At 69.6% G+C, this 26,384-nt stretch carries 20 protein-coding genes; 9 read left to right on the forward strand and 11 right to left on the reverse strand.

The genetic code is table 11. The annotated features are described in order from the left end of the window. Positions 1-24 precede the first annotated feature (24 nt). From GXN78_RS28880 to GXN78_RS28905, 6 genes are all read left to right on the forward strand, one after another. Positions 25-3,522, forward strand: a complete 3,498-nt coding sequence (locus GXN78_RS28880) for a transglutaminase family protein (protein WP_106554341.1) — start codon at positions 25-27, stop codon at positions 3,520-3,522. A 46-nt stretch (positions 3,523-3,568) separates the two neighbouring features. Next, entirely contained in the window at positions 3,569-6,262 is a 2,694-nt protein-coding gene (locus GXN78_RS28885; RefSeq protein ID WP_106554340.1) for a circularly permuted type 2 ATP-grasp protein, read from the forward strand. 2 nt (positions 6,263-6,264) lie between these two features. Then, the gene (locus GXN78_RS28890) at positions 6,265-7,260 is read left to right on the forward strand and encodes a transglutaminase family protein (protein ID WP_106554339.1); all 996 of its coding nucleotides are present in this window, start codon (positions 6,265-6,267) and stop codon (positions 7,258-7,260) included. Continuing rightward, complete coding sequence (locus GXN78_RS28895) at positions 7,257-7,715, forward strand: RidA family protein (RefSeq protein WP_106554338.1); 459 nt, start codon at positions 7,257-7,259, stop codon at positions 7,713-7,715. The genes GXN78_RS28890 and GXN78_RS28895 overlap by 4 nt, the downstream gene beginning before the upstream one ends. Before the next feature lie 122 nt (positions 7,716-7,837). After that, on the forward strand, positions 7,838-8,311 hold the full coding sequence (locus tag GXN78_RS28900) for an MbcA/ParS/Xre antitoxin family protein (protein WP_239142960.1): 474 nt from the start codon (positions 7,838-7,840) through the stop codon (positions 8,309-8,311). Beyond that, on the forward strand, positions 8,308-8,781 hold the full coding sequence (locus GXN78_RS28905; RefSeq protein ID WP_164255833.1) for an RES family NAD+ phosphorylase: 474 nt from the start codon (positions 8,308-8,310) through the stop codon (positions 8,779-8,781). Before GXN78_RS28900 ends, GXN78_RS28905 begins: the two co-directional genes overlap by 4 nt. 8 nt (positions 8,782-8,789) lie before the next feature. Here GXN78_RS28905 and GXN78_RS28910 read toward each other — a convergent pair whose 3' ends face one another. The 9 genes from GXN78_RS28910 to GXN78_RS28950 all read right to left on the reverse strand — a co-directional run bounded on the left by GXN78_RS28910 (position 8,790) and on the right by GXN78_RS28950 (position 17,080). After that, positions 8,790-10,031, reverse strand: coding sequence for an MFS transporter (locus GXN78_RS28910; protein ID WP_106554335.1), 1,242 nt, complete (start codon positions 10,029-10,031; stop codon positions 8,790-8,792). 243 nt (positions 10,032-10,274) lie between these two features. Then, positions 10,275-11,306 (reverse strand): substrate-binding domain-containing protein, encoded by a 1,032-nt coding sequence (locus tag GXN78_RS28915; protein ID WP_239142971.1) that lies wholly within the window; start codon positions 11,304-11,306, stop codon positions 10,275-10,277. 116 nt (positions 11,307-11,422) lie between these two features. Continuing rightward, the gene (locus tag GXN78_RS28920) at positions 11,423-12,409 is read right to left on the reverse strand and encodes a D-glycerate dehydrogenase (RefSeq protein WP_106554333.1); all 987 of its coding nucleotides are present in this window, start codon (positions 12,407-12,409) and stop codon (positions 11,423-11,425) included. Then, entirely contained in the window at positions 12,406-13,356 is a 951-nt protein-coding gene (locus tag GXN78_RS28925) for a sugar kinase (protein WP_106554332.1), read from the reverse strand. Before GXN78_RS28925 ends, GXN78_RS28920 begins: the two co-directional genes overlap by 4 nt. After that, positions 13,353-14,096 (reverse strand): glutamine ABC transporter ATP-binding protein, encoded by a 744-nt coding sequence (locus GXN78_RS28930; RefSeq protein WP_106554331.1) that lies wholly within the window; start codon positions 14,094-14,096, stop codon positions 13,353-13,355. Before GXN78_RS28930 ends, GXN78_RS28925 begins: the two co-directional genes overlap by 4 nt. Before the next feature lie 10 nt (positions 14,097-14,106). Beyond that, the gene (locus GXN78_RS28935; protein WP_106554330.1) at positions 14,107-14,886 is read right to left on the reverse strand and encodes an amino acid ABC transporter ATP-binding protein; all 780 of its coding nucleotides are present in this window, start codon (positions 14,884-14,886) and stop codon (positions 14,107-14,109) included. A 10-nt stretch (positions 14,887-14,896) separates the two neighbouring features. Continuing rightward, entirely contained in the window at positions 14,897-15,694 is a 798-nt protein-coding gene (locus tag GXN78_RS28940; RefSeq protein WP_106554329.1) for a transporter substrate-binding domain-containing protein, read from the reverse strand. 47 nt (positions 15,695-15,741) lie between these two features. After that, on the reverse strand, positions 15,742-16,395 hold the full coding sequence (locus GXN78_RS28945; protein WP_106554328.1) for an amino acid ABC transporter permease: 654 nt from the start codon (positions 16,393-16,395) through the stop codon (positions 15,742-15,744). A 13-nt stretch (positions 16,396-16,408) separates the two neighbouring features. Continuing rightward, the gene (locus tag GXN78_RS28950) at positions 16,409-17,080 is read right to left on the reverse strand and encodes an amino acid ABC transporter permease (protein ID WP_106554397.1); all 672 of its coding nucleotides are present in this window, start codon (positions 17,078-17,080) and stop codon (positions 16,409-16,411) included. A 166-nt stretch (positions 17,081-17,246) separates the two neighbouring features. On the opposite strand from GXN78_RS28950, the gene GXN78_RS28955 reads away from it, so the two are divergent. After that, positions 17,247-18,941, forward strand: a complete 1,695-nt coding sequence (locus tag GXN78_RS28955; protein WP_106554327.1) for a hypothetical protein — start codon at positions 17,247-17,249, stop codon at positions 18,939-18,941. 34 nt (positions 18,942-18,975) lie between these two features. After that, a complete protein-coding gene (locus tag GXN78_RS28960; protein WP_106554326.1) occupies positions 18,976-20,226 on the forward strand; it encodes an acetate/propionate family kinase in 1,251 nt (416 codons plus the stop codon). On the opposite strand, the gene GXN78_RS28965 is transcribed toward GXN78_RS28960, so the two are convergent. Together GXN78_RS28965 and GXN78_RS40945 are read right to left on the reverse strand one after the other, a co-directional pair. Further along, positions 20,169-21,023 carry a GDSL-type esterase/lipase family protein gene (locus GXN78_RS28965; protein ID WP_106554325.1) on the reverse strand — a complete coding sequence of 285 codons (855 nt, stop codon included), beginning with the start codon at positions 21,021-21,023 and terminating at the stop codon, positions 20,169-20,171. The genes GXN78_RS28960 and GXN78_RS28965 overlap by 58 nt on opposite strands. 24 nt (positions 21,024-21,047) lie before the next feature. Further along, positions 21,048-24,632: a patatin-like phospholipase family protein gene (locus tag GXN78_RS40945; protein ID WP_204162285.1), complete on the reverse strand. Its 3,585-nt coding sequence runs from the start codon at positions 24,630-24,632 to the stop codon at positions 21,048-21,050. A gap of 220 nt (positions 24,633-24,852) precedes the next feature. On the opposite strand from GXN78_RS40945, the gene GXN78_RS28975 reads away from it, so the two are divergent. Further along, entirely contained in the window at positions 24,853-25,920 is a 1,068-nt protein-coding gene (locus tag GXN78_RS28975; protein WP_181360470.1) for an MBL fold metallo-hydrolase, read from the forward strand. Positions 25,921-26,384 lie beyond the last annotated feature (464 nt).

Here is a 26,384-nt window from a genome sequence, read left to right on the forward strand (position 1 = left end):
GCTCCCTCGACGCTTTAGAAAAAAATGTCCATTCACGCCGCACTCCACCACGTCACCCACTACAAGTACGACCGTCCGGTGCAACTGGGGCCCCAGGTGGTACGCCTGCGTCCCGCGCCGCATTGCCGCAGCAAGGTGATCTCGTACTCGCTGCGGGTCGAGCCCGAGCAGCACTTCGTCAACTGGCAGCAGGACCCCTTCGCGAACTACCTCGCGCGGTTGGTGTTCCCCGAGAAGACGCGCGAGTTCAAGGTCACGGTCGACCTGGTGGTCGAGATGGCGGTCTACAACCCCTTCGACTTCTTCCTCGAGCCGCAGGCCGAGAACTTTCCCTTCAAGTACACCGAATCGCAGGCGCAGGAGCTGGCGCCCTACCTGGTGGCCGACCCTGCCACGCCGCTGGTGGCCGCCTACCTCGAGAAGATCGACCGCAAGACGCAGCGCACCATCGACTTCCTGGTCGGCATCAACCAGCAGGTGCAGCAGGACGTCAACTACCTGATCCGCATGGAGCCCGGCGTGCAGACGCCGGAGCAGACGCTCGCCAATGCCTCGGGCTCCTGCCGCGACTCGGGCTGGCTGTTGGTGCAGCTGCTGCGAAACTTGGGATTGGCGGCGCGCTTCGTCTCGGGCTACCTGATCCAGCTCACGCCCGACGTGAAGGCGCTCGACGGCCCCAGCGGCACCAGCGTCGACTTCACCGACCTGCACGCCTGGTGCGAGGTCTACCTTCCGGGAGCCGGTTGGGTCGGCCTCGACGCCACCTCGGGCCTGATGGCCGGCGAAGGCCATATCCCGCTGGCCTGCACGCCCACGCCCTCCAGTGCGGCGCCGATCGAAGGCGGGGTCGACGAGGCCGAAGTGGACTTCGGCCACGAGATGAAGGTCACGCGCATCCACGAGTCGCCGCGCGTGACCAAGCCCTACACCGATGACCAGTGGGCCGAGGTGCTGGCCCTGGGCGATGCCGTCGATGCGCGCCTGGCGGCCGGCGACGTGCGCCTCACCATGGGCGGCGAGCCCACTTTCGTTGCCACCACCGACCGCGACGCGGCCGAATGGAACACCGATGCGCTGGGCCCCACCAAGCGCGGCTACGCGACCGAGCTGGTGCACCGGCTGCGCGACGAGTACGGCCAGGGCGGCTTCCTGCATTTCGGGCAGGGCAAGTGGTACCCCGGCGAACAGCTGCCGCGCTGGGCGCTGTCGATCTTCTGGCGCGCCGACGGTCAGCCCGTGTGGCACCGCCCCGAGCTCTTCGCCGACGAGCGCCATCCCACCCACTACACCAGCGAGGACGCGCAGCGCTTCACCCGCGCCCTGGCGCACCGGCTGGGCCTCACCGACCGTTTCGTGCAGCCCGGCTACGAGGACGTCTACTACTACCTCTGGCGCGAGCGCCGGCTGCCGGTGAACGTCGACCCCTTCGACTCGAAGCTCGACGACGAGATTGAGCGCGTGCGCCTGCGCCGCGTGTTCACCCAGAAGCTCGATGCCGTCATCGGCTACGTGCTGCCCATTGAGGCCGCCAACGCCGACACCGATGCGCCCCCGCTCGCCGGCCCGGGCTGGAAGACCGGGCCCTGGTTCCTGCGCGACGACCGCCTCTACCTGATCCCCGGCGATTCGCCGATGGGCTTGCGCCTGCCGCTGGATTCGCAGCCCTGGGCCAGCAAGGGCGACTACCCCTACCTGGTCGAGCGCGACCCCACTGCGCCACGTGCGCCCCTGCCCGCCTCGGCTCTGTTCCGGGCACGCTACGAGGGCACGCCGGGCAGCGCGCCCGACCTCGTCGAAGTGCCCTACGACTTCGGCACGCCGCAGCAGTCGCCAACCGCCGTGCGCTTCCAGGCCGCGCACGGCAATGCCGCGGCAGCGCGCGCCCAGGCTGCGGCGGAGCCGACCACGCTGCGCCCACCGCAGCGCGGCGAGTCGGCGCACTGGATCACGCGCTCCGCCCTGTGCGTGGAAGTGCGCGACCCGCGCCGCGCCAATGGGCCCGCGGCCGAAAAGCTCGGCAGCGCCTCGGGCGTGCTCTACGTCTTCATGCCGCCGCTGGCGCGGCTGGAGGACTACCTCGACCTGCTCGCTGCGGTCGAGGCCACGGCCGGGGAGCTCGACCTGCGGGTGGTGATCGAAGGCTATCCGCCGCCGCGCGATCCGCGCCTCAAGCTGCTGCAGGTCACGCCCGACCCGGGCGTGATCGAGGTCAACATCCATCCGGCCCACAACTGGCGCGAGCTGGTGGAGCACACCGAGTTCCTCTACGGCGCAGCCTTCGAGACCCGGCTGTCGGCCGAGAAGTTCATGACCGACGGCCGCCACACCGGCACCGGCGGCGGCAACCACTTCGTGCTGGGCGGCGCCACGCCCGGCGACAGCCCCTTCCTGCGCCGGCCCGAGCTGCTCGCGAGCCTCTTGCTCTACTGGCACAACCACCCCTCGCTCAGCTACCTGTTCTCCGGCATGTTCATCGGCCCGACCAGCCAGGCGCCGCGCGTGGACGAGGCGCGCAACGACCAGGTCTACGAGCTCGAGATTGCGCTGGCCCAGATCGCGCGCAGCCGCGAGGTCCACGGCGAGGACATGCCGCCCTGGCTGGTCGACCGCACGCTGCGCAACATCCTGGTCGATGTCACCGGCAACACGCACCGCAGCGAGTTCTGCATCGACAAGCTCTACTCGCCCGACGCCACCACCGGCCGCCTCGGCCTGCTGGAGCTGCGCGCCTTCGAGATGCCACCGCATGCGCGCATGAGCATCGCGCAGCAGCTGCTGCTGCGCGCCATGGTGGCGCGCTTCTGGGACGCGCCCTACCGCGCCCCCGTCACGCGCTGGGGCACCGAGCTGCATGACCGCTTCCTGCTGTCCACCTTCGTCAAGATGGACTTCGAGGACGTCATCAGCGAGATGCGCCAGGCCGGCTTCGGCTTCGACCCGGTCTGGTTCGCGCCGCATTTCGAGTTCCGCTTCCCGTTGGTCGGCCAGGTGCAGGCCATGGGCGTGGAGCTCTCGCTGCGCAACGCACTCGAGCCCTGGCATGTGATGGGCGAGGAAGGCTCGGCGGGCGGCACGGTGCGCTATGTCGACTCGTCGCTGGAGCGCGTCGAGGTGCGCGTGACCGGGCTCAACGAGAGCCGCTACGTCATCACCGTCAACGGCCAGGTGCTGCCGCTGCAACCCACCGGCACGACCGGCGAGTTCGTGGCCGGCGTGCGCTACAAGGCCTGGAATCCGCCCTCGGCGCTGCACCCCAGCATCGGCGTGCATGCGCCGCTGACCTTCGACATCGTCGACACCTGGATGAAGCGTTCGCTGGGCGGCTGCCAGTACTTCGTCTCGCATCCGGGCGGACGCAGCTACGACACCTTCCCCGTCAATGCCTACGAGGCCGAGAGCCGGCGCCTGTCGCGCTTCTCGCGCATGGGCCATTCGCCGGGACTGCTTCGCACGCCGCCGGCGAGCATCGAGATCGCGGGCAGCCGGGAATTCCCGTTCACGCTGGATTTGCGCAAAGCTTGACGAGTGAGCCTGGGTCTTGTTGCGAGGGTGTGACAATCAACGCACCGTGGACCCCTTGAACGAATCCCTCTTCGACGCCCAGGCGCTGGAATCGCCGGCCGCCCTGGCCTCGTCGCTCGCGCCGCCGGCCGCACCGGGGCACTTCGACGAGCTGCGCGGCCTCGCCACGCCGGCCAGCGTGCCGCGGCTCGGCGTGCCCTCGCAGCCGGCGCCGCTGCACGACGCATCCTCCCCGCCCCCGGCCACGCCGGCCGAGGCACCGGCCAATGAACGCGCCCCGCTGGCGCCGCATTGGGCCGGCTTCTTCGAGCAACTCGGCACCGAGGGGTTCAGCGACCTGCCCCGCCGCGCCGTCAGCCTGGAGCGCCAGATCCGCGACAACGGCGTCACGTACAACGTGTATGCCGACACCGACAGCCCGCAGCGGCCCTGGTCGCTCGATCTCTTCCCGCTGATCGTTCCGCCCGAGAGCTGGGCCGCGATCGAGGCCGGCACGCTGCAGCGCGTTCGCCTGCTCGATCGCGTCCTGGCCGACGTCTACGGCCCGCAGAAGCTGCTGGCCGAAGGCCTGCTGCCGCCCGCCCTGGTGCACGGCAACCCGGGCTACCTGCGCGCGATGCACGGCGTGCGCCCGCCGGGCGACACCTGGCTGCGCATCGCCGCCCTGGATCTCGCGCGCGGCCCCGACGGCAACTGGTGGGTGGTGTCGCAGCGCACGCAGGCGCCCTCGGGCCTGGGCTATCTGCTGGAGAACCGCCTGGCCATCGCCCGGCAGTTCCCGCAGGCCTTCGAGGCGCTGCACGTGCAGCGCCTGGCCGCCACCTACAACGCGATGATGGAGGGCCTGCAGCACATGTGCCCCGCCGGCCAGCCGCCGCACATCGTGCTGCTGACGCCCGGGCCCTACAACGAAACCTACTTCGAGCACGCCTACATCGCGCGCTACCTGGGCATCACGCTGGTCGAGGGCAACGACCTCACGGTGCGCGACCAGCGGCTCTACCTCAAGACCTTGCAGGGCCTGCGGCCTGTCCACGGGCTGATCAAGCGCCTGGACGACCAGTTCCTCGACCCGCTGGAGCTGCGCGCCGATTCCACCCTCGGCGTGCCCGGCCTGCTGCAGGCGGTGCGCGCCGGCAATGTGCTGGTGGCCAACACGCCCGGCTCGGCTTTCCTCGAATCGCCCGCGCTGCTCGGCTTCCTGCCCGCGCTGGCGCGCCGCCTGCTGAACGAGAAGCTGCTGCTGCCGGCCCTGCCCACCTGGTGGTGCGGCGAGCGCGCCGCGATGGAGGCCGTGCTGCCGCAGCTGGCCGGCTGCACCATCAAGCCCACCTACGCCGGCGAGGACGGGCATACCGGCTTCGAGACCCAGCTCGGCAGCCGCCTGAGCCGGCGCGAGCTCGACGAATGGGCCGGCCGCATCGTGCGCGAGGGCGAGGAATACACGGTGCAGAACTACCTGCCGATCGCGCAGATGCCGACCTGGAGCCAGGACCTGGGCGCGGGCCACATCGCGCCGCGCGCAGTGCTGCTGCGCGTCTTCGCGGTCTGCGTCGGCCCGCAGTCCTGGCGCGTGCTGCCCGGCGGGCTGGCGCGGCTGGCGGCGGCAGACGCGCAGATCGCCTCGATGCAGCGCGGCGGCAGCAGTGCCGACGTGTGGGTGCAGACACACGGCGAGGTCGACCGCACCACCCTGCTGCAGGCCCACAGCACGCCGGCCTCGCTGGCGCGCCACCGCGCGCCGGTCACCAGCCGCGCGGCCGAGAACATGTTCTGGCTGGGCCGCTACACCGAGCGCGCCGAGAACGCCGTGCGCCTGGCGCGGCTCACGCTCGACCTGCTCAGCGGCGAGGATCCTTCATCGCCCAGCCTGCTGACCTGGCTGCACGACATGGCGCGGCGCAACGCGCTGGTGCCGCGCGACGTGCCCAGCCTGCCGCGCTCGCGGCGCGTCTTCGAGCGCGCGCTGATCGCCGAGCTGGGTGACATCGACGAGGGCGGCAGCGTGGGCTATAGCCTGCGCTGCGTGCGCCAGGCCGCGGCCGCGGTGCGCGAACGGCTGTCGCCGGACCACTGGAACCAGATCGTGCGCGCCGAGGCCGAGTTCATGCGCCGAAGCGCCGAGCAGGCCGGCGAGCGCGGCGAAAGCGGCTACGCCAGCGCCGCCGCGCTGCGCATGCTCGAGTCCGCCAGCGCCGCCCTGTCCGCCATGACCGGCGCCCAGACCGACCGCATGACGCGCGACGACGCCTGGCGCCTGCTCTCCATCGGCCGCCACATCGAGCGCCTGGCCTTCCTCTCCAGCTCGCTGGCGGCCGGCTTCGAGCTCGGCTCGGTGCACGACGTGAGCGGCTTCGAGGCGATGGTCGCGCTGTTCGACAGCACCATCACCTTCCACGCGCGCTACCAGCAGCGCCGCGACGTCGCCACCCTGGTCGACCTGCTGGTGCTGGACGGCGACAACCCGCGCTCGCTGGCCTGGGTCACGCAGACGCTGCGCGGGCGCATCGCGCGGCTCGCGGGCAGCGCGCCGGGCAAGCTCACGGCGCTGTCGCACGAGCTGCCCGACCCGGCCACCTGGACCCTGGAGCATCTGTGCGAGCCCGGGCCCCGCGCGGACTACGTCGCGCTGGCGCAGCTGCTCGAGACCTGCGAGACCGCGGCCTACCATGTGTCGGATGCGATCGGCATCCGCTACTTCACACTGACTCTGGAATCGCTGCGCTCCGTCGGCGCCTGACCATGCTCCTGCACGTGACTCACGAAACGCGCTACGCGTATTCGCCCCCCGTCGAAACCGCCCAGCACCTGGCACATCTCAAGCCGCGGGCCACGCCGTCGCAGCGCCTGGTGAGCCACGCGCTCACGGTCAGCCCCGAGCCCGCGCAACGCAGCGAGTCGCCCGATGTCTACGGCAACGCGCGGGCCTTCTTCGCGCTGGACTCGACCCACGAGGAACTGGTGGTCACGGCCGAGAGCGTGGTCGAGACTTCCACGCCCCTGCTGTCGCCGGCCGCGGCGCGCGAGCTGCCCTGGGAGGAGGTGCGCGAGCGCTTCCGCTACGCCAAGGAAACGCGCTTCGATGCCGCCGCCGAATTCGTCTTCCCCTCGCACTACGTGCCGCGTCACGACGACTTCGCCGCCTATGCGCGACCCAGCTTCGCGCCGGGCCGCCCGCTCTTCGACGCCGCCATGGACCTGGCGCTGCGCATGCACACCGACTTCGTCTACGACAGCGGCAGCACCGAGATCAGCACACCGGCGATCGAGGCCCTGGCCCAGCGCCACGGCGTGTGCCAGGACTTCGCGCACATCATGATCGCCTGCCTGCGCACCCTGGGCCTGCCGGCGCGCTACGTCAGCGGCTACCTGCTGACGCAGCCGCCGCCGGGCCAGCCGCGGCTGCTCGGCGCCGACGCCTCGCATGCCTGGGTCTCGGTCTACATTCCCGGCGCCGATGGGCCTGGCGACTGGGCCGATTTCGACCCCACCAACGGCCGCCAGCCCGGCGAGGACTACGTGGCGCTGGCCATCGGCCGCGACTACTCCGACGTCTCGCCGATGCGCGGTGTGCTGCACGGGGGCGCGCGCCACACGCTGGACGTCAGCGTCACCGTGCGGCCGCTGGAGGAGCTGCGGGCCGCGGCCGCGCAGGCGGCGCAGCAGGTGCAATCGCAGAGCCAGACACAGACCCAGACACAATCGCCCTTCCAAAACCCAGACAAGGAGCCCTCATGAGCATCGACGACAAACTGAAGAGCCTCGGCATCACCCTCCCGCCGGTCGCCATTCCCGCTGCCGCCTACGTCCCCTTCGTGCAGACCGGCAAGCTGGTCTTCCTCTCCGGCCATATCGCGAAGAAGGACGGCAAGCCTTGGGTCGGCCAACTCGGCGCCGGCCTCGGCACCGAGGAAGGCAAGCAGGCCGCGCGTGCCATCGCGATCGACCTGCTGGGCACGCTGAAGGCGGCCATCGGCGACCTGAACAAGGTCAAGCGCATCGTCAAGGTGATGAGCCTGGTCAACTCGACGCCCACCTTCACCGAACAGCACCTGGTGACCAACGGCGCCAGCGAGTTCTTCGCCGAAGTCTTCGGCCCCGAAAAGGGCGCGCATGCGCGCAGCGCGTTCGGCGTAGCGCAGATTCCCTTCGGCGCCTGCGTGGAGATCGAGCTGATCGCTGAAGTCGAGTAAGACCGGAACCTTTCCCTGAAGGCGGACCCGCGCAGTGCATTTGCAATATACAGACATTGCATTTGCAACTGTGCTAAGGTCGCGCAATGCCAAAGAACGAAACCCCATCGGCCGCCTGCCAAATGGCGCGCGAGTTCGAGCGCGTCTTCGTGGTGTTCCTCGACTCCCCTGACCGCAGGCTTCGCTCCGGCGATCACTTCTTCGATCGCTCCGCCAATTCCTGTCGGCTCGATCGGGACAAGGCCTCTCACTACGCTTCCTCGAGCATGCGTGCCGGCGCGGTGGATGAATGGTTCAAGGCCTCCCGGTTGCCGCGAAAGAAAGACCTTCAGCTGGCTTTGTGCCTGAACGCCTCCATGCTGTCCCGCGCTCACGCGGAAAAGCCGCTGGAGCCGGTCGTGACGGAACGCATGTTCAGGCAGGCGGACCTGCTGGTGCGCGCCACGGAAGTGTTCGGCGAAGACGGCCCGAAGTGGATGGCGACGCCCCACCCTCTCCTGGACGGCAAGACACCTGCCGAGTTCGCCACCAACGAATTCGGTGGCGAGAAGGTTCGCTCGATGCTCAACGCGATCGAGCACGGAGGCGTTGTTTGAGCCTGTCGGTCTGGCGCATCGGGACGACCAAGGCGCTGCGACTCGAACAGCTCGACCTGGGGTCGACATTGGCTCCGGGCCGATGGCACCAGACGCCTCCTGCCGGGCGCCCCGTCGTCTACGCAGGTGGCAGCCGTGCGCTCTGTCAACTCGAGAAACGCGTGCATTGCAATGGCATCAGGCCACTGAACCAAGCCTTGTTGCGGCTCGATCTTCCCGACGGCGCGATCCTCGAAGACGTGCGCGCCCTGACGGACCTGCCTTCAAACTGGATCGACCGGGAATCACTGACGCAGTCGATCGGCATTGCATGGCGAAGAACGAACCACGCGCTCGGGCTGTGGGTGCCCTCGGCGGTCGAGCCCGGCGAGAACAACATCGTTCTCAACCCGGACCATCCGTCATTCGCATCCATTGCAGTGACCGTCGAGCGCAACCCTTTCACCTTCGACGATCGAATGTTTTCCTAGGCTGCCAGCTACGATCGCTCAGCCGAGGCGTTCAGAGCCAGCGGGCGCGGCGCCCGCCCCAGCGTGCCGATGACGGCTGCCGCCACCAGCACCAGCGCGGCACTCATCAGCATGGTGTTCGCGATGCCGTAGCCGTCCACCACCAGCCCGCCGGCCAGCGCACCGCCGGCGATGGCGACCTGGAAACCGCTCACCAGCAGCGCCTGCCCGGCCTCGGGGGCATCGGGCACGGCCTGCATCATCCAGCCGGTCAGCGCCACCGGGATCAGGCCGAAGGCCACGCCCCAGACCACGACCACGAGTGCGCCGGCCAGCATGCCGCTGCCGACCAGCGTAGCCAGCACCAGCGCCGCGGCCAGCAGCAGCGCCGCCGTCAGCGCAGCCACGCGCACGCTGCGCGCCACCAGGCTGCCGCCGAAGAAGGTGCCGACGAAGCCGGTCGCGCCGTAGACCAGCAGCAAGGTCGTCACCGCATCGGGCCCGAGGCCGAAGCTCTGCTGCAGCAGCGGCTTGAGATAGGTGTAGGCCGCGAAATGCCCGGCGATGAGGAACAGCACGGCCAGCAGCCCGACCTGCGCCATGCGGCGGGTGAGCGGCGTCAGCAGGTCGAGCGGCCGAATGGCGCGCGCCGGCGGCATCGAAGGCAGCAGCCAGATCTGCATCAGCAGCACCACGGCCGCGAGCACGCCGGTCGCCCCGAAGGCGGCGCGCCAGCCGGCCAGGTTGCCGAGGAAGGCGGTGATGGGCACGCCGAACACGGTGGCGCCTGAGATGCCAGCCAGCACGATCGCCATGGCACGCGCCTTCGAAGCATCCGGCACCAGCTGCGTACCGGCGCCCGGCGCGAAGGTCCAGAAGCCGCCGATGCACAGGCCCAGCAGCAGGCGCGCGATCAGCATGGTGGCGAAATTGGGCGCCAGCGCGGCCAGGAAGTTCGAGGCCACCAGCAGCGCGCTGAGCGCGATCATCACGGTGCGCCGGTCCAGCCGGCCCGAGGCCACGATCAGGGCCGGGCCGGCAAAGGCGGCCAGCACGCCGGGCATGGCGACCATGAGGCCGGCCGTGCCGTCGGAGACGCCGAGGCCGGCCGCGATATCGGTCAAGAGGCCGATGGGCAGGAACTCGGTCGTGACCATGGCGAAGGTGCCGACGGCGATGGAGCCGACCGCGAGCCAGGTGGAACGCGAGGGCTCTTGCGTGCGCGCGGGCGCGAGCACGGCATCGTCGCAGGTGGTGCAGGGAGCATTCATGGGCAAGGTCTTCAAAAAGAAAAGCCTGGGCTTTGGGGATGGCCCGGGCTTGTTGCAATGAAGGCCGAGTTTGACGGCGGGGCATTGCCTCTCAAAGACGTCGCGGGGAAGTTGTCCGTTTCCCGATTGCTAACAATGCGGCTCGATGATGCTTATGCGCCAAGCGATTAAAGGCCGCGAGCGCTGCGTGCACATCGAAGGTCCGGCGCCCTCACCCCCGCCCTCTCCCAGGGGGAGAGGGAGTCAGACCGCACCCGAGGAGCCGCGCACCACCAGTTCCCCCGGCAGCAACAGTTGCCGCGGCGGCCCCTCGAGCCCGCGCAGGCGTTCGATCAGGCAGGTCGCGGCGGTGCGGCCGATGGCGTCGGTGGGTTGGGCGACGGCGCTGAGTCCGGGCCCGATCAATGGCGCCCATTCGGGATCGTCGAAGCCCACGAAGCCGAGCTCGACTCCGAAATGCCAACCCAGGCGCGCCATCGCCGAGGCGACGCGCAGGGTCACGATCGCATTGCCGGACAGCACGGCGGCGCGGCGCCCGCTCCTGGCGCGTTTGCGCAGCGCACGCAAGGCAGCGTCGAGCGCATCGCTGTCATCGCCGGTGCTTTCGAACACCTCGCCGGCGACGCGCGGCTGGTGCGCCGCGATGCAGTCGCCGAAGGCCGCCGTCCGCTCGCGTCGCGAGCTCACGCCCTGCAGCGGCTCGGTGATATAGAGCAGCTCGCGGTACCCGCCCTCGACCAGGTGGCCGCAGGCGGCCTTCATCGCGGCCGGGTTGTCCAGCGAGACGAAGTCGGTGTGCATGCCGTCATGCCGGCGGTCGACCAGCACCGCGGGCTTGCCATGCAGCGCGTCGGCATCGACCAGGCCGGCGCCGCGGCCCAGGGTGTTGAGGATGAAGCCGTCCACCTGGTAGCCCGCGAGCGCATCGATGGCCTCGCGCTCGCGGTCGATGTCGTTGCCGAGGTTGAATAGCATCACCAGGTAGCCGGCCTCCTGGCAGGCCTTCTCGGCGCCGCGCAGCACGGCCACCGAATAGGGGTTGGTGATGTCGGCCACGATCAGGCCGATCAGGCGCGAGCGCCCGTGGCTCAGTGCCTGCGCCATCGGGCTCGGCGTGTAGGCCAGCCTGGCGACCGCGGCCTCGACGCGCGCGGCGATGTCGGCGCTCAGCAGGCGATCGCGGTGGTTGTAGAAGCGCGAGACCGTGGCCTTGGAGACGCCGGCTTCCTTCGCCACGTCGGCGATGGTCGCTCGGCCGGGTTTCCTCGGGCTTATCGGCGTCCCTTCGCCTTCGGCTACGGTGCTATTCGCCTTGGGAGCGGCCCGACGGCTCACTGGAGTACCTTCGCCTTCGGCTGCGGCGCTATTCGCCTTGGGAGCGGCCCGGCGGCTCATGCAAACGCCGTGTCGTAAACCGCCAAAGGCCGCTCGCCCGCGAGCGCCTTCAGCAGGTTGGTGACGGCCAGCTCGGCCATGGCATGCCGCGTCTCGTGCGTGGCCGAGCCGATGTGCGGCAGCGGCGTCACGCGCGGGTGGGTGCGCAGCGGCGAATCCAGGGGCAGCGGCTCGGTCGCGAAGACGTCGAGCCCGGCGGCGCGCAGCGTGCCCTGGTCGAGCGCGGCCAGCAGTGCGGGCTCCTGCACCGTGGCGCCGCGCCCGCCGTTGATGAAGATGGCGCCCGACTTCATGCGGCTGAACACGCGCGCATCGATCATGCCGCGCGTGCTGTTCGACAGCGGCAGCATGGCCACCACGATATCGGCGCGCGCCAGCAACTCATCCAGCGGCGTGTGCGCCGCCCTCCCCAGCAGCTCGGGCGCCTGCGCCGCCAGGTCGACGGCGCGCCGCGCGTGGTAGAGCACCGGCATGCCGAAACCCAGGGCCGCGCGCCGGGCGATGGCCTGGCCGATGCGGCCGAAGCCCAGCAGGCCCAGCGTCTTGCCGTGCACGTCGTGGCCGAACAGATCCTCGCCGATGTTCTTCGTCCAGCGGCCTTCGCGCACCAGGCTGGAAAGCTCCACCACGCGGCGGCTGGTCGCCATCAGCAGGGCGAAGACGGTGTCGGCCACCGTCTCGTCGAGCACGCCCGGCGTGTGGCACAGTGGGATGCCACGCGCGTGCAGCGCAGCCAGCGCGTAGTTGTCCACACCCACGGAGACGCTGGAGATCACTTCCAGCTTCGGCGCGCGCGCGAGCAGCGCCTCGTCGACCGGGAAGCTGGAGCCGATCAGGCCCTGGGCCTCGGGCAGCGCGGCCTCGAAGGCGCTGCGCTGATCCGCGATGCGCGGGTTGGCCACCGTGACCGCGTGCGCCGCCTGCAGGCGGACCAGTTGGTCTTCGGGCAGCTCTCGAAAGACCAGGACCTTCTTGCGCGTCACAGCCGCGCCTCGTCCAGCTGCGCCCGCCTCGGCAGGCCCTCCGTGTCGCCCAGCACCTGCACCGCGCGGGCGCCGATCCAGGCGGCGCGGCGCACTGCCTCGGGCACGGTCTTGCCCTCGAGCAGCGCGCTGATCACGCCCACCGCGAAGCCGTCGCCGGCGCCCACCGTGTCGATCACCTTGGCCACCGGAAAGCCGTCGACGCGGCCGGTGCCCGCCGCATCGCCGTCGTAGTAGGCGCCCTGCGCGCCGAGCTTGACCACCACCAGCTTTGCGCCCCGCTCGCGATAGAAGCGCGCCACGCCTTCCGGCGTGCTCTGGCCGGTGAGCAGCAGGCCCTCTTCCATGCCGGGCAGCACCCAGTCGGCACGCGCGGCCAGCTCGTTGATCCAGTGCCGCATGGTCTCGGTCGAGGACCACAGCGTGGGTCGCAGATTGGGGTCGAAGGAGATGGTGCGGCCCGCCGCGCGCATCACCTCCATGGTCTTCAGCGAAGCCTGCAGGCTGGTGTCGGAGATGGCGGCGAACACGCCGGTTGCATGCAGGTGGCGCGCCGAGCGCAACCAAGCCTCGTCCACATCGGCCGGCCCCATGTGGCTCGCGGCCGAGCCCTTGCGGTGGTATTCGACCGGCGGGTCGCTGCCGTCGGTCACTCGCCCCTTGAACTGGAAGCCGGTGCGCTGCGCCGGGTCGCTGATCACATGCGAGCAGTCGAGCCCCTCGGCCTGCATGGTCGCCAGCAGCGAGCGGCCCATCGAGTCGGTGCCGAGCCGGCTGGCCCAGCCGACCTTCAGGCCCAGGCGCGAAAGGCCGATCGCGACGTTGGTCTCGGCGCCGGCGGTGCGCTTGTGGAAGCCGGTCGCGTTCTCGATGGGACCGGGCTGGTCGGCCACCAGCAGCATCATGGCTTCGCCGAACAGCGCGACATCGAAATCGGAACTTGTCATGGGATGGCTTTCAGCGAGCGGATCTGCGCGACCTGCTCGCGCGTGACGGCGAGCAGGTCGTCTCCGATGAGAGGGTATTCGATGGCGTGCGGCACATCCGCAGGCAAAACCCGCAGCACGGCACGCCAGGGCGCGAGCGAGTCGGCCAGCGGCACCGCCACCCACTTGGCGGGCAGCCGCTGCACGCCCTTGCAATGCACATAGCGCACGCGTGGCGCCAGCGCCTGGGCGGCCGCAAGCGGGCATTCGCTCAGCCAGTGCCAGTTGCCCATGTCGAAGGTCATGCCCAGGTCGAGCCCGGCGGCGTCGGCCGCGCCGAAGAAAGCCTGCAGCGCGGGCAAGGTGCCGGCCTTCACAGTCTGGTCGTTCTCGATCAACAGCTCGACCGCTTGCGCATCGAGCAGCGACTTGAGCCGCGGCAGGGAGGCGTGCGAGGTTGCGCCGAAGCCACCGATCGACATCTTGAGCCGGTGCGCGCGCAGCGTGTTGGCCGCGGCCAGGCCTCGTGCGAGAGCGCCTTCATCCAATGTGCCGTCATGCGCCCACAGCCCCTCGGGGCTCGAGTAGACGGCCGCCAGGCCGGCCAACGCAGGCAACTCGGCCGCCGCATCGCGCAGCAGTTCCCCACGCACCTCCACGCCATCCGCCCCGGCTTCCAGCGCCAGCCGCGTACACCACAGCTGCCCATGCCGCCCCACCTCGGCCGCGCCAAAGGACGACAAGGAAATCAATACATTCATTTAGCTTTTTTCAGTGCGCTTGATGCGAGCTGAGGATCTGCCCGAGAAACTGCTTCGTCTTCTCGTGCTTCGGGCTGCCGAAGAATTCCCCCGGCGGCGCCTGCTCGACGATCTTGCCGTCGGCCATGAAGATCACGCGGTCCGCCACGCTGCGTGCGAAGCCCATCTCGTGCGTCACGCACAACATGGTCATGCCGTCCTCGGCCAGGCCGATCATGGTGTCGAGCACTTCCTTGACCATCTCGGGGTCCAGCGCCGAGGTGGGCTCGTCGAACAGCATGATCTTGGGCGACATGCACAGCGCCCGCGCGATCGCCACGCGCTGCTGCTGCCCGCCCGAGAGCTGGCTCGGGTACTTGTGGGCCTGCTCCGGGATGCGCACGCGCGTGAGGTACTTCATCGCCACCTCCTCGGCCTCTTCCTTCGACATGCCGCGCGAGCGCATCGGCGCCAGCGTGCAGTTCTGCAGGATGGTGAGGTGCGGGAACAGGTTGAACTGCTGGAACACCATGCCGACCTCGGCGCGCACCGCGTCGACGTTCTTGCCGCCGGCCGTGAGCTCGATGCCGTCGACCACGATCTTGCCCTTCTGCACCGTCTCGAGCCGGTTGATGCAGCGGATCAGCGTCGACTTGCCCGAGCCCGAAGGCCCGCAGATCACGATGCGCTCGCCGGTGCGCACCGACAGGTCGATGCCGGTCAGCACCTGGAAGGTGCCGTACCACTTGTTCACCGCTTCCATGCGGATGATCGATTCGGCACCGGCGTGGGTAGCGACTGCGTGGTTCATGGAGAGACGCTCAGTTCAGCTTCGGCAGATCCGTCTGCAGCCACTTGTTGTAGAGCTTGTTGAGCTCGCCGTTCGCCGTGTTCTTCGACACGAACTCGTTGACGTTCTTCAAGAGGTCGTCCTGGCCCGGACGCATGGCGATCGCCATGGCCTGCTGCACCAGGGTGAACTTGTTCTCGAAGGTGTTGGCCGGCACGCGCTTGGCGATCTGGGCGGCGACGGTGACGGAGCAGCCGATGGCGTCGACCTGGCCCGAGATCAGCGCCTGCATGGCCGAGGCGTCGTCGTCGAAGCGGCGGATCTCGGTGCCCTCGGGCGCGGCCTTGGTCACGGCCACGTCTTGCGTGCTGGCACGGGCCACGCCCACGCGCACGCCCTTCAGATCGGCCGAGCCCTTGATGTTGCTGCCGGTCTTGCCGTAGAGAACGATGGTCGCGGCCGCATAGGGTTGCGAGAACTGCACCTGCTTCGCGCGCTCGGGCGTCACCGCCAGCGAGGCCACCAGCAGGTCGACCTTGTTGGTCAGCAGGAAGGGGATGCGGTTCGGGCCGGTGACCGGCACGATGTTGGCCTTGACGCCCCAGTCCTTGGCCAACAACTTGGCGACGTCGGCGTCGTAGCCGTCGGGCTGGTTCTGCGCATTGGTGGTGCCGTAGGGTGGGAAGTCGACCAGCATGCCGATGTTGATCTCGCCCTTCTTCTTGATGTCGGCCATGGACTGGGCAGAGGCGAGCGGGGCGAAGGCGGTCAGCGCGGCGCCGAGGCCGAGGGCGGCGATGGCGGCGCGGCGGGTGGTGAAGAGAGTCATGTGGAGGTCTCCGTGATTGAGGACGTGAAGAGGAAGAAAAAGCGTGATCAGCGAGCGAGCGCCCGTGCGCGGCGGCGCTCCATGCGCGCTGCCATCAAAGACAGCGGCCAGCAGATGGCGAAGTAGATCGCCGCCACCGTCGTGAACACGTACAGCGGCTGGAAGGTCGCGTTGTTGATGATCTGGCCGGCCCGCGTGACCTCGGTGAAGCCGATGATCGCGGCGAGCGAAGTGCCCTTGATGATCTGCACCACATAGCCCACGGTCGGCGCCAGCGCGATCTTGAAAGCCTGTGGCAGCACCACGTCACGCATGCGGCTCGCATAGCCCAGGTTGAGCGCGTGTGCGGCCTCGGTCTGGCCGCGCGGGATGGCCTCGATGCAGCCGCGCCAGATCTCGCCGAGAAAGGCCGCGCTGTTGAGCACCAGCGCCACGCCGGCCGCAATCCACGGGTTGATGTCGAAGCCGATCACCGGCGCGCCGAAGAAGATCAGGAACAACTGCAGCAGCAAGGGCGTGCCCTGGAAGATCTGGATGAAGCCGGTGGCGAGCACGCGCGCCGCCCTGCTCTCGGACGTGCGGGCCAGCGCAATGAAGAGCCCCAGGATCGCGCCGCCGATGAAGGCGATCAGCGACAGCGCCAAGGTCCACTTGGCCGCTTCGAGGATGAAGAGGAAGTCGGGAAAGCCGAAGGTACGCATGTTTGACAGTGCCTCAGCGGCGGTCCGGGTAGTTGAGCGTGCGCCGGTAGATCAGCTTGAACATCGCCGAGAACGCAAGCGCCAGCGCCAGGTAGATGCCGGCCACGACGATGTAGATCTCGAAGCTGCGGAAGGTCTGCGACTGCAGGTTGGCCGCGACCGAGGTCAGGTCGTCGGCCGAGATCACCGACACCACTGCAGAGCTCAGCATCAGCAGGATGAACTGGCTGGTGAGCGCGGGGTAGATGGCCTTCAGCGCCGGCTTGATGATCACGAAGCGGAAGATCTCCCAGGGCTTGAGGTTGAGCGCCCTGCCCGCCTCGATCTGGCCCTTGGGAATGGATTCGATGCCGGCACGGATGATCTCGGTGGCATAGGCCCCGAGGTTCACCACCATCGCGGTGAGCGCCGCGGTGTAGGGCGACCAGCGCAGCCCGATGGCGGGCAGCGCGAAGAAAAAGAAGAACAGCTGCACCAGGAAGGGCGTGTTGCGGATCACCTCGATGTAGGCGTTGACGATGAAGCGCAGCCAGCCCGGCCCCGAGGTCTTGCCCCAGGCGCAGAAGATGGCCACCACCAGGCCAAGCAGCGTGGCGACGAGCGAGAGCTGGATGGTGATCCAGGTGCCCTTCAGCAGCAGCGGCCAGGCGGCAAAGACGGCGTCGAACTGGAATTGGTAGTTCACGGGGATGAGGGTTCGGGACTGGTGCATCCGCGGTTGCGATGGCACCGAAAAAGGGCTTTCCGAGGCGTTGAGCCAGTGTACTGAAACCGGTTTCAGCACCAATCAGGGATTTCCCTAGCCACCCCTGTCCGTTCCTCGCCGGCATGCGCATGCCTACACTCGCGGCATGCAGCAGATCACTCCAACCTTAGAAGCTGCGGCGCAGGCGGCGAACGCGGGCACGGCGCCCGCCGTGCGCCACCTGCGCGCGACCCTGCTGTGGCCGCTGCGACTGATGCCGACGCAGGGGCAGCGGCGCAGTCCATGGCACGTGTTGAAGGAGATGGGCGATGCCTCGCCCTGGCGCGAGGAGGTCGACGAATACACGGGCAGCAGCGAAGGCTTCCACGAGCGCCACTACAACGAGTTCGTGAGCTTCCTGCCCTATGTCCAGCGCTTCCTCTACGGCGAAGGCCGCCGCGGCCGCGAGGCCGGCGGCACGGGCGGCGAGTCGCCGATGCGCGTCTTCCGCCGGCGCGACATCGCCGCCGTCCGCGTGGTGCCGCGTCCGGGCGACGCGCCCGTCACGCTGCAGGTGGTGCACACCGATCTCTACTTCTTCTTCGACGTCGACGTGGTGATGCTCAACATGGAAGTCGGCGTCGACGACCTGAGCCTGCCGCAGGCGCAGGAGATCCTCTACCGCTTCGGCCGTGCCTACCCCGGCGGCTGGGACGCCCAGGGCGCGGCGCTGCATTGCATGGCCAGCGTCGAGTGGCTGGACGCCGAAGGGCGCGTACTCGCGAGCTCCGATGCGCAGCAGCGCGACCTCTTCCTCGAGCATGTGGCCGAGCACCGCGCGCCGCGCATCGCCGCGCATTGGGCCTGGCTGATGCTGCCCCTGGTGAGCGACCATTCGGGGGATCCCGGCGCGCTGCGCTTCCGCCAGCTCGAGTACTACCGCATGCCGCTGATGGCCTACCTCGCGCTCGACGATCCGCGCCGGCTCTCGCGCAACGACTTCATCCGGCTGGCGCTCATCACCGGCGCGGCCGAGCCCGCGGTCGGCAGCAGCGGCCCCCTGCCCTTCTCCGAGGAGCACCTGGCGGACTTCGAGCAGCGCTATTGCTACGACCGCTTCTGGGTCGACGCCGGCAGCGCGCCGAACACGCGCTACCTGTGCAGCGGACGCTCGCTGGTCGTGGTCGGCAGCGCCGACTCCGAGTTCTTCTGCTGCCGCGACCGCGGCGTGCTGGCGCAGTTCCGGCACCAGCACTTCCTGGTCTTCCTGATCGCGCACTTCCAGAAGGCGGCGCTCTTGATGTTCTCCGACCGGCTGGTCGAGGCGCTGCGTCGGCTCGACGTGCACGATGTCGCGAGCGTCAAGCAATTCAAGCGCGCCATCCGCGCGAGCTTCGAGGGCTTCCTGCGCTTCACGCACCGCTATTGGTTCCACGAGATCTCGGAGCAGGCGCAGGTGCGCGCGCTGTCGCACCTGTGCGCCAATCACCTGGCGCTCGATCCGCTCTACGAGGAAGTCAAGGAGCGCATCGCCGACATGAACACCTACCTCGACGCCGACAGCCTGCGCCGCCAGGCCAACACGGTGGTGCGACTCACGGTGGTCACCCTCTTCGGCCTGATCGGAACCGTCACCACCGGCTTCCTCGGGATGAACCTGCTGGCCGAGGCCGATTCGCCGCTGTGGGTAAAACTCATGTGGTTCGGCGTGGTGGGCTCGCTGACGACCTGGCTGACCTTCTACACCATGATCAAGTCCAAGCGCCTGTCGGACTTCATCGACGCGCTGTCGGACGAACGGCACACCTTCAAGACCCGGCTGGGAGTGCTGGCGCGGGTATGGAAGCCGGGATCGGACTGAAGCCGCCGCTGCTCTACGACCAGAAGCGAGCCTCATGTCCGAACACATCATCACTTTCAACGCCGGCTCGTCCTCGATCAAGTTCGCGCTGTTCTCGATCGGCGCCGACGGCCTCTTGCGTCGCGCGGCCGCAGGCCAGGTCGATGGGCTGGGTGCCGGCGCGCATCTCGAGGCGAAGGCCGCAGACGGCCGCGTGCTGCACGACGCGAACCTGCCCGAGGGCGATCGGGTCGGCCATGCCGACGCACTGGCCGCGATCCTCGCGCTGATGCAGGCCGAGTTCCCGCAGCTGCGCTTCGCCGCCATCGGCCACCGCGTCGTGCATGGCGCCGCGCGCCTCAGCGCCTCGACGGTGATCGACGATGCGGTGCTGGCGTCGCTGCGCACCCTGGTGCCGCTGGCGCCGCTGCACCTGCCGAACAACATCGTCGGCATCGAGGCCACCCGCCGCGCTTTCCCCGGCGTGCCGCAGATCGCCTGTTTCGACACCGCCTTCCACCGCGGCGGCGGCTTCCTGAGCGAAGCCTACGCGCTGCCGCGCGACTACTTCGAGGCCGGCATCCGGCGCTACGGCTTCCACGGCCTGTCGTACGAGTACGTCGCCGGGCGCCTGGCCGAGCTGTCGCCGCGCGAGGCCGCAGGACGGGTGATCGTCGCCCACCTCGGCAACGGCGCCTCCATGTGCGCGCTGCGCGGCGGCCGCTCGATCGACACGACGATGGGCTTCAGCGCGCTCGACGGCCTGCCGATGGGCACGCGCTGCGGCGCAATCGACCCGGGCGTGCTGCTGCACCTGCTGGAAACGCACGGCTACGACGCGGCGCGCCTGTCCGACCTGCTCTACAAGGAGTCGGGCCTCAAGGGCCTGTCGGGCATCTCGCACGACATGCGCGAGCTGGAGGCCTCGGAGGACCCGCACGCGAGCGAGGCGATCGCATATTTCTGCGCCTGCATCCGGCGCGAAGCCGGCGCGCTCGCGGCATCGCTCGGCGGCATCGATGCCCTGGTCTTCACCGGCGGCATCGGCGAGAACTCGGCGCGGGTGCGCGCCGCCGTGCTAGGCGGGCTGGACTGGCTCGGCATCGACTTCGACCCCGATGCGCAGCCCGAGGGACGCGACGACCGCGTGATCTCGGCCCCCGGCTCGCCGGCCAGCGCCTGGGTGATCGCGACCGACGAGGAGGCCGTGATCGCGCGCCACGCGCTGCGCCTGGTCCGCGCGGGCCTTCAGGGCGCGACCACTGCTTCGATCGCGGCGCGCCACACCAAGGCCAGCTTGCCGTAGCCCTGCGGGTTGGGGTGGATCTCGTTGAGCCAGTCGTTGCTGTCGCCGGTGGCGCCGGAGACCGCGCGGGTCAAGGTGCCGAGGGTGTCGATCACGTGCACGTTCGCAAGGCCCAGCGTGCGCACCACGCCGGCCAGCTGCTCGATCAGGTGATCGGTCAGGGGCTGGTGCATGGGCTCGGGAATGCCGTGCGCCTTCAGGGCCGGCAGCAGCCAGGGCCCGCGGCCCGGTGCCGCGGGCAAATCGTTGGGCGTTGGGTAGTCGTAGGTGTGGACGAAGATCGGCGTGGCAGCGTTGTTCGGACTGCCGGCGGCCAGCTGCGACACCATCGCGAAGTTGGCGCGCAGATAAGTCTCGAACGCCGCCCAGGCCTCGGGACGGATGCAGTCCTGGGGTGAAGCCGGATCGCTGCCCGGCGGCAGCAGGCGCAGCAGCTGCTGGCCGACCAGGCGATCGCTGACCGCATCGATCAAGTCGTTGCCGCCGCCGCTCAGCAGGATGGCATCGAAGGGCCAGCTGCGCGGGCCGTCCGCGAGCAGGGTCGCGAAGGCCGGGTCGCGCCACCAGTCGACCATGTGGGCCAGCGTGTCGCTGGGGCGCGCGGTGCTGGTCACCAGCGTGCTGCGCGTGAGGACCAGCCGGTTGAGCAGGTTGTTGCCCAAGAGCGAGCCGAAGGAGAACCACGAGTCGCCCTCTGCCAGCATGTGCCGGCCGAAGCCCGAGGGGCTCACGCTGTTGTCACCGAAGCCGAGCTGCTCCGGCCGCACGATCACGACGGGCCTGCCGTTGGTTGCCATGGTTTTGCTCCTTGTGCGATGCCTTCAGTTCGCCAGCGGCCCGCCGGTGCGCGGCAGCCATACCTCGATGTTGCTCTTCGTCTCGGCGCCACCCTGCGGCCGCAGCTTGATGGCCCAGGGCTGGCCCGTGGGCGAAGCGGCGGTCTGGATCAGGGCCTGGGCGCAGGGGCGCGTCTTCTCGTCGCGGATGATCACGGTGGGCTCCGGATGGCCCACCGGCGGCGAGCGTCCGGCCCGGCGCGAGGTGCTCAGCACGTCCTCGATGGGCGGCACCGAGGCGCCCAGCGTGCGCCAGGGCCCGCGCCAGCTGCGCACCCGGTCGCGCAGCGCGGGACCGTAGATCTGGATGTAGACCACCGTGCCCTCGCAGACATCGGACGCGGGCGGTGGTGGTGGCTGCGGCGCCTCGACGCCGTTCGACGGATCGACGCCCGGCCCCGGCCCCGGCCCTGGCCCCGGCACCGGCACCGGGTAGGGGCGCGGCACGGGCCTCGTCATGGGCACCTCCACCGACGCGACCTGCGGCCGGTCCGGCATCAGGTCCAGGAAGCGGTCGTGCAGCCACACCACCGCCGGAAAAGGCGTGGGCAGGATGCCGCTGCAGTTCTGCTTGGAGCCGACCTGGCCCGTGTAGTCGCGCGCCCAGTAGCGCGGCGCGCAGGGCGGCGCCTGCGCCGGCTGCAGGCAGTCGATGCCGTTGCCGGCATCGAGCAGGCGCGCGCAGGCCGGCGCGCGCGCCTCCGGCGGCTCCTTGGCGCAGGCCTGCTTGGCATCGTCCACGATGCGCACCGAGAGCCGGAACTTGGCCATGAAGTTGTCTCGGCCGTCGCGGCACAGCAGGTCGCCGGTTCGCAGCAGCTCGGCCGCGAGCTGCGCGGACGCATCGCCGCTCGGGGCGCTCGCCTGCAGGCGGGCCCAGCGCTCGGTCAGTTCCTTGAAGGAGCTGTTTTCGGCCTTTTCCGTCTCGGCGCGCTGCGCGCGCCAGCTGTCGATGCCCTGCCAGGCCGCGACGCCGAAAGTCGCGGCGGTGCCGATGCCCACCGAGGCGGTGACCGCGCCGGCGCGCATCACGCGCGCCTGCAGCCGGCTCATCGAGCCCACGGCGGCCGCGGTGGCGCCGTCCTTGTCCTGCCCCCCGCCATCGCCCTGCGCGGCACCTGTCTTCACGACCGCCTGCGCCTGGCCGTCATCGGGCACGAACATGCCGGGCGCACCCTGCGCCACCTGCTCCAGCATCTCGCCTTCCAGGCGCGTGCCGATCTCGGCGCCCAGGCGGAAGTAGCTCTCCCACTGCGCCTCGTCGAAGAACTGGTCGGTGGTGGGCTGCTGCGGGAACAGCGGATTGGCAGCTTTGAAGTTCACCAGGTCCACCGGCAGCGCGGCCGAGACATTGGGCTTGACCAGCACGATCTGCCCGGTCGCGCCGCTGGCGTAGCGCACCTGCGCCAGCGCCAGGCAGGCCTGGCTGTTGGACGAGGCCAGGTCGTTCAGCGAGCCGAAGGCACCCAGGTGCGCCCAGTCGGCACCGGGCCGCGGCTTCATGAAGGTGATCTCGGCATTGAGGTCGATGCGCGCGCGGCGGATCAGGACCTCGAGGTCGCAGAAGCGGTAATCCGGGTCGGCGCCGCAATCGGCGATCACGATCAGCGCAGCCTGCTGGCGCAGCAGCGCATAGGCGCCGGTGTTCTCGAAGTGGCCGCCGTCGCTCAGGTACCAGTTGGCGGAGCTGCTGCCGGGAAAGACGCCGAAGCATTCGAGCAGCATGAAGCGCGTCTTCATCAACAGCGGGCTGCCATGCACCGCGGCGCCGCTCTGCACGATGCCGGCCTCGGCGCTGTTCCACCAGTAGCCCAGCCGCAGGCCCGCGAACACCGACAGCGCCGCGATGCCGCGCTTGGTCAGGCGCCCGAGGCCGGGCGCGAAGGCGGCGCCCGAGATCGCGGTCCATGCGCCCAGCGTGAGCGCGCCCTCGCCATGCGCCTGCGCCCAGCCGGCGCCGCCGGCCTGCATCCAGCCCTGCGGGCCGATGGTGAGCGGCAGGCTGCGGCGGTCGCGGTTGAAGAGCTTCTGCTTGGTGTCGTGCGTCTGGTTGATGCAGACGTTGGCCAGGTGCACCGGCCCGCCGTGCAGGTGCGGCGCATAGTGCAGCTGGGAGATGTCGTCATGCGCGTCGACCTCGCCCACCGGCACCTGCGGCGGCGCCAGCCCCGACACCTGGTCGGTCGGGCTGGCACCCAGGCGCCGCGCATTCGCCGCGCCCAGATAGCCGCGCACGATGCGCGCCTTGTAGAACATGTGCAGCGAGGAGACGTTGAGGAAGCCGAAGTTGCGCCCCGTCACCAGCGCATAGGTGAAGACGATGACGAAGATGGTGCCCAGCCAGACCCAGCCGCGCGAGAAGTCCAGCCCGCTCTGCGTGAAGACCGGCAGCAGCGTCGCCGCGTACACCACCCCCACCCACCAGGCTGCAAGGCAGAAGGCCAGCAGCAGCCCGAGCAGGCTCGCCAGGCTGAGCACCATCGTCTTGCCGATGCCGGGCGCCTGCTGCTTCTGCGACAGCAGCATCGGCAGCACGCCGCGCAGCGCCGCCGCCACCAGCAGCAAGGTGGCGCCGTAGAAGGCGCGCAGGTCCTGGCTCTCGGCCGCGATCCACCAGGCGGCGCGATCGAGCAGGCCCAGCATCGCGATCAGCAGTGCGGTGTTGATCACCGAGGCGAGGCCATCGGTCAGGTCGTTGCGCAGCTCGGCGGGCGAGCGCTTCCGGCTGCGCCACAGCACCCACAGCAGCGCCACCACCCAGCACATCGCGAAGCCGACGAAGGCCGGCGCCAGCCACAGCGGCCCGCTGTAGTGGCGCACCAGCTGCGGGCCGACCCAGCAGGCGGCGGCCGCGAGCACGCACCACATCGCCACCTGCAGCAGCATGGAGGCCGTGGATTTCCTGTCGCGCACCGACCAGTAGCCGCAGGCCAGCACCACCGAGGCGATGAAGGGGCCCACCAGCGTGAACCACAGCGTGGGCCATTGCGTGGCCCACTGGACCAGCAGGCGCAGCGAATGCACGCTGGCCAGGTCGCTCACGCCGACCACCGAATCGGGCGGCACGCTGTTGAGGTCGACCGCGCGGAACACCGAGTCCCACAGCAGCAGGTTGACGGCGGCCAGCACCATGCCGATCAGGCTGGCGGCGATCGCGATCTCGATGTGCGTGCCCAGCAGGTTGCGCAGGTAGAGCGCGCCGGCGAACAGCGTGTCGCGCAGGCCGCCGGGGATCAGGTAGCGGCCGTTGCCACGCAGCCACCAGCCGAAGCGTGCGCGGTCGACGTCGCCGAAGGCGCGCTCGATCTCGCGCACCTCCTCGGCCGACTTGGCATTGGTGCACAGCCGTCCCAGGGTGGCGCCGACGTAGCCGCCGCCCGAGACGGTGGAGACCAGGTCGAACCTGAGCAGTTGCCGGCGCGCTGCCAGCGACTTGAGCAGGCCGAGGCAGAAGGTCGCGCTGCGGATGCCGCCGCCCGACAATGCCAGGCCCCAGGGCCTGTGGCCGTCGTCGACGCCCGCGAGCGCTTGGCGCCGTGCGGTCACAAGCTTCTGGATGGTCTCGTCCATGCGGCTCCTGGTTCGGTGGACGCTGTTCGGCGTGGAATATTTCATGCCTCGCGAGGGGCGGCAATGCCGCGAACGGTCTATGCCGGAACGCTGGGCGCAGCGGTTAAGCTCGCCCCGACCCGGGCCCCTCCGGCCCGCTCCGGGAAGCCACGCCATGCACTCCGACACGCCGCACGTCGATCCTTGCACCTCCATCTGCGCGCGCCTGCTGGGCCGCGGCATGGTGCTGGCCCTGCTCTGCGCCCTCGTGGCCGGCTGCGCCGCCACAGCCAGCAGCGCCTGCGAAACGCCCTATGCGGGCTCGCCGCAGTTCAAGAACTGCCTGTTCGAGAACCCGCCCAATCCGCAGGCCCTGCCCTCCGCCAGCCCGTGGAAGATCTGGTCACGCTTTCTCGTGGGCAGCAAGACCGACACGGTACCGGTCGACCCGATTCCCGTGCGAACGCTGGACCCGGCGCAGCTCGAGGCGCTGGACCGCGACGCCAACCACGTGATCCGCCTCGGCCATTCCTCGCACCTGCTCAAGCTGCGCGGCAAGTACTGGCTGATCGACCCGGTGTTCGGCGAGCGCGCCTCGCCTTTCTCGTTCATCGGGCCGAAGCGCTTCCACAAGCCGCCGATCGCGCTGGAGCAGCTGCCGCCCATCGAGGGGCTGATCCTCTCGCACGATCACTACGACCACCTCGACGTGCCGACCATCGAGTACCTGGCGCAGCGCGTGAAGCGCTACTTCGTGCCGCTGGGCGTGCGCGCCCGCCTGCTGGAGATGGGCGTGCCGGCCGAGCGCGTGGCCGAGTTCGACTGGTGGCAGGCCGGCGAGCACGACGGCGTACGGCTCACGGCCGCGCCGGCGCAGCATTTCTCGGGCCGCACGCTGAGCGACCGCAACAAGACGCTGTGGGCCTCGTGGATCGTCGAGAGCGGGCGCGAGCGCATCTTCTACAGCGGCGACTCGGGCTACTTCGCCGGCTTCCGGCAGATCGGCGAGCGCTTCGGCGGCTTCGACCTGGCGCTGATCGAGAACGGCGCCTACGACGCCTACTGGCCCTCGGTGCACATGACGCCCGAAGAGAGCGTGCGCGCCTTCGAGGACCTGCGCGGCAAGGTGCTGTACGTGGTGCACAACAGCACCTTCGACCTTGCCTTCCACACCTGGCACGACCCGCTGGAGCGCATCGCGAAGCTGGCGCAGTCGAAGAAGATCGAGCTGGCGACGCCGGTGATCGGGGAGGTGCTGACGATCGGGCGGCCGAGGAGCAATGCGCTGTGGTGGGAGGGGCTGAAGTAAGACGCTGGAGTAACAGGAAAAGCCCATGCCCATCCACACAGTCCCGAGCCGAGAAGCGCGAAGGGTCGTCGTTGGATGCACGCCCGGCATGCGGGGGTTGCGTGCACCTCGGAGGGCCGGTGCCCTCACCCCAGCCCTCTCCCAGAGGGAGAGGGAGAGGGAGTCATACCGGCACGCGCGAAAAGAGAGTGTGGTCCGGAATAGCGTGTCCCCGTCTTGCTCCCTCTCCCTCTGGGAGAGGGCTGGGGTGAGGGCACCGGGCGTATCCACGGAGGCGTGCGGTGTGCCCTGGGCCGGCCGTTGAGGCACCGCCGAGCAGCGCAGCGGCAGGCGGATCAGGGCTCGCGACTGTTTGAGCGAAGCGAGTTTGAGCGAGACCCCGCCTGACGCGAGCAGCGCAGGGAAGCCCGAAGGGCCGGTGACGTCGGCCGGCCCAGGGCACACCGCACGCCTCCGCACCCCCG

The organism is Variovorax sp. WS11 (assembly GCF_010499245.1).
Taxonomy (GTDB): Bacteria; Pseudomonadota; Gammaproteobacteria; order Burkholderiales; family Burkholderiaceae_C; genus Variovorax.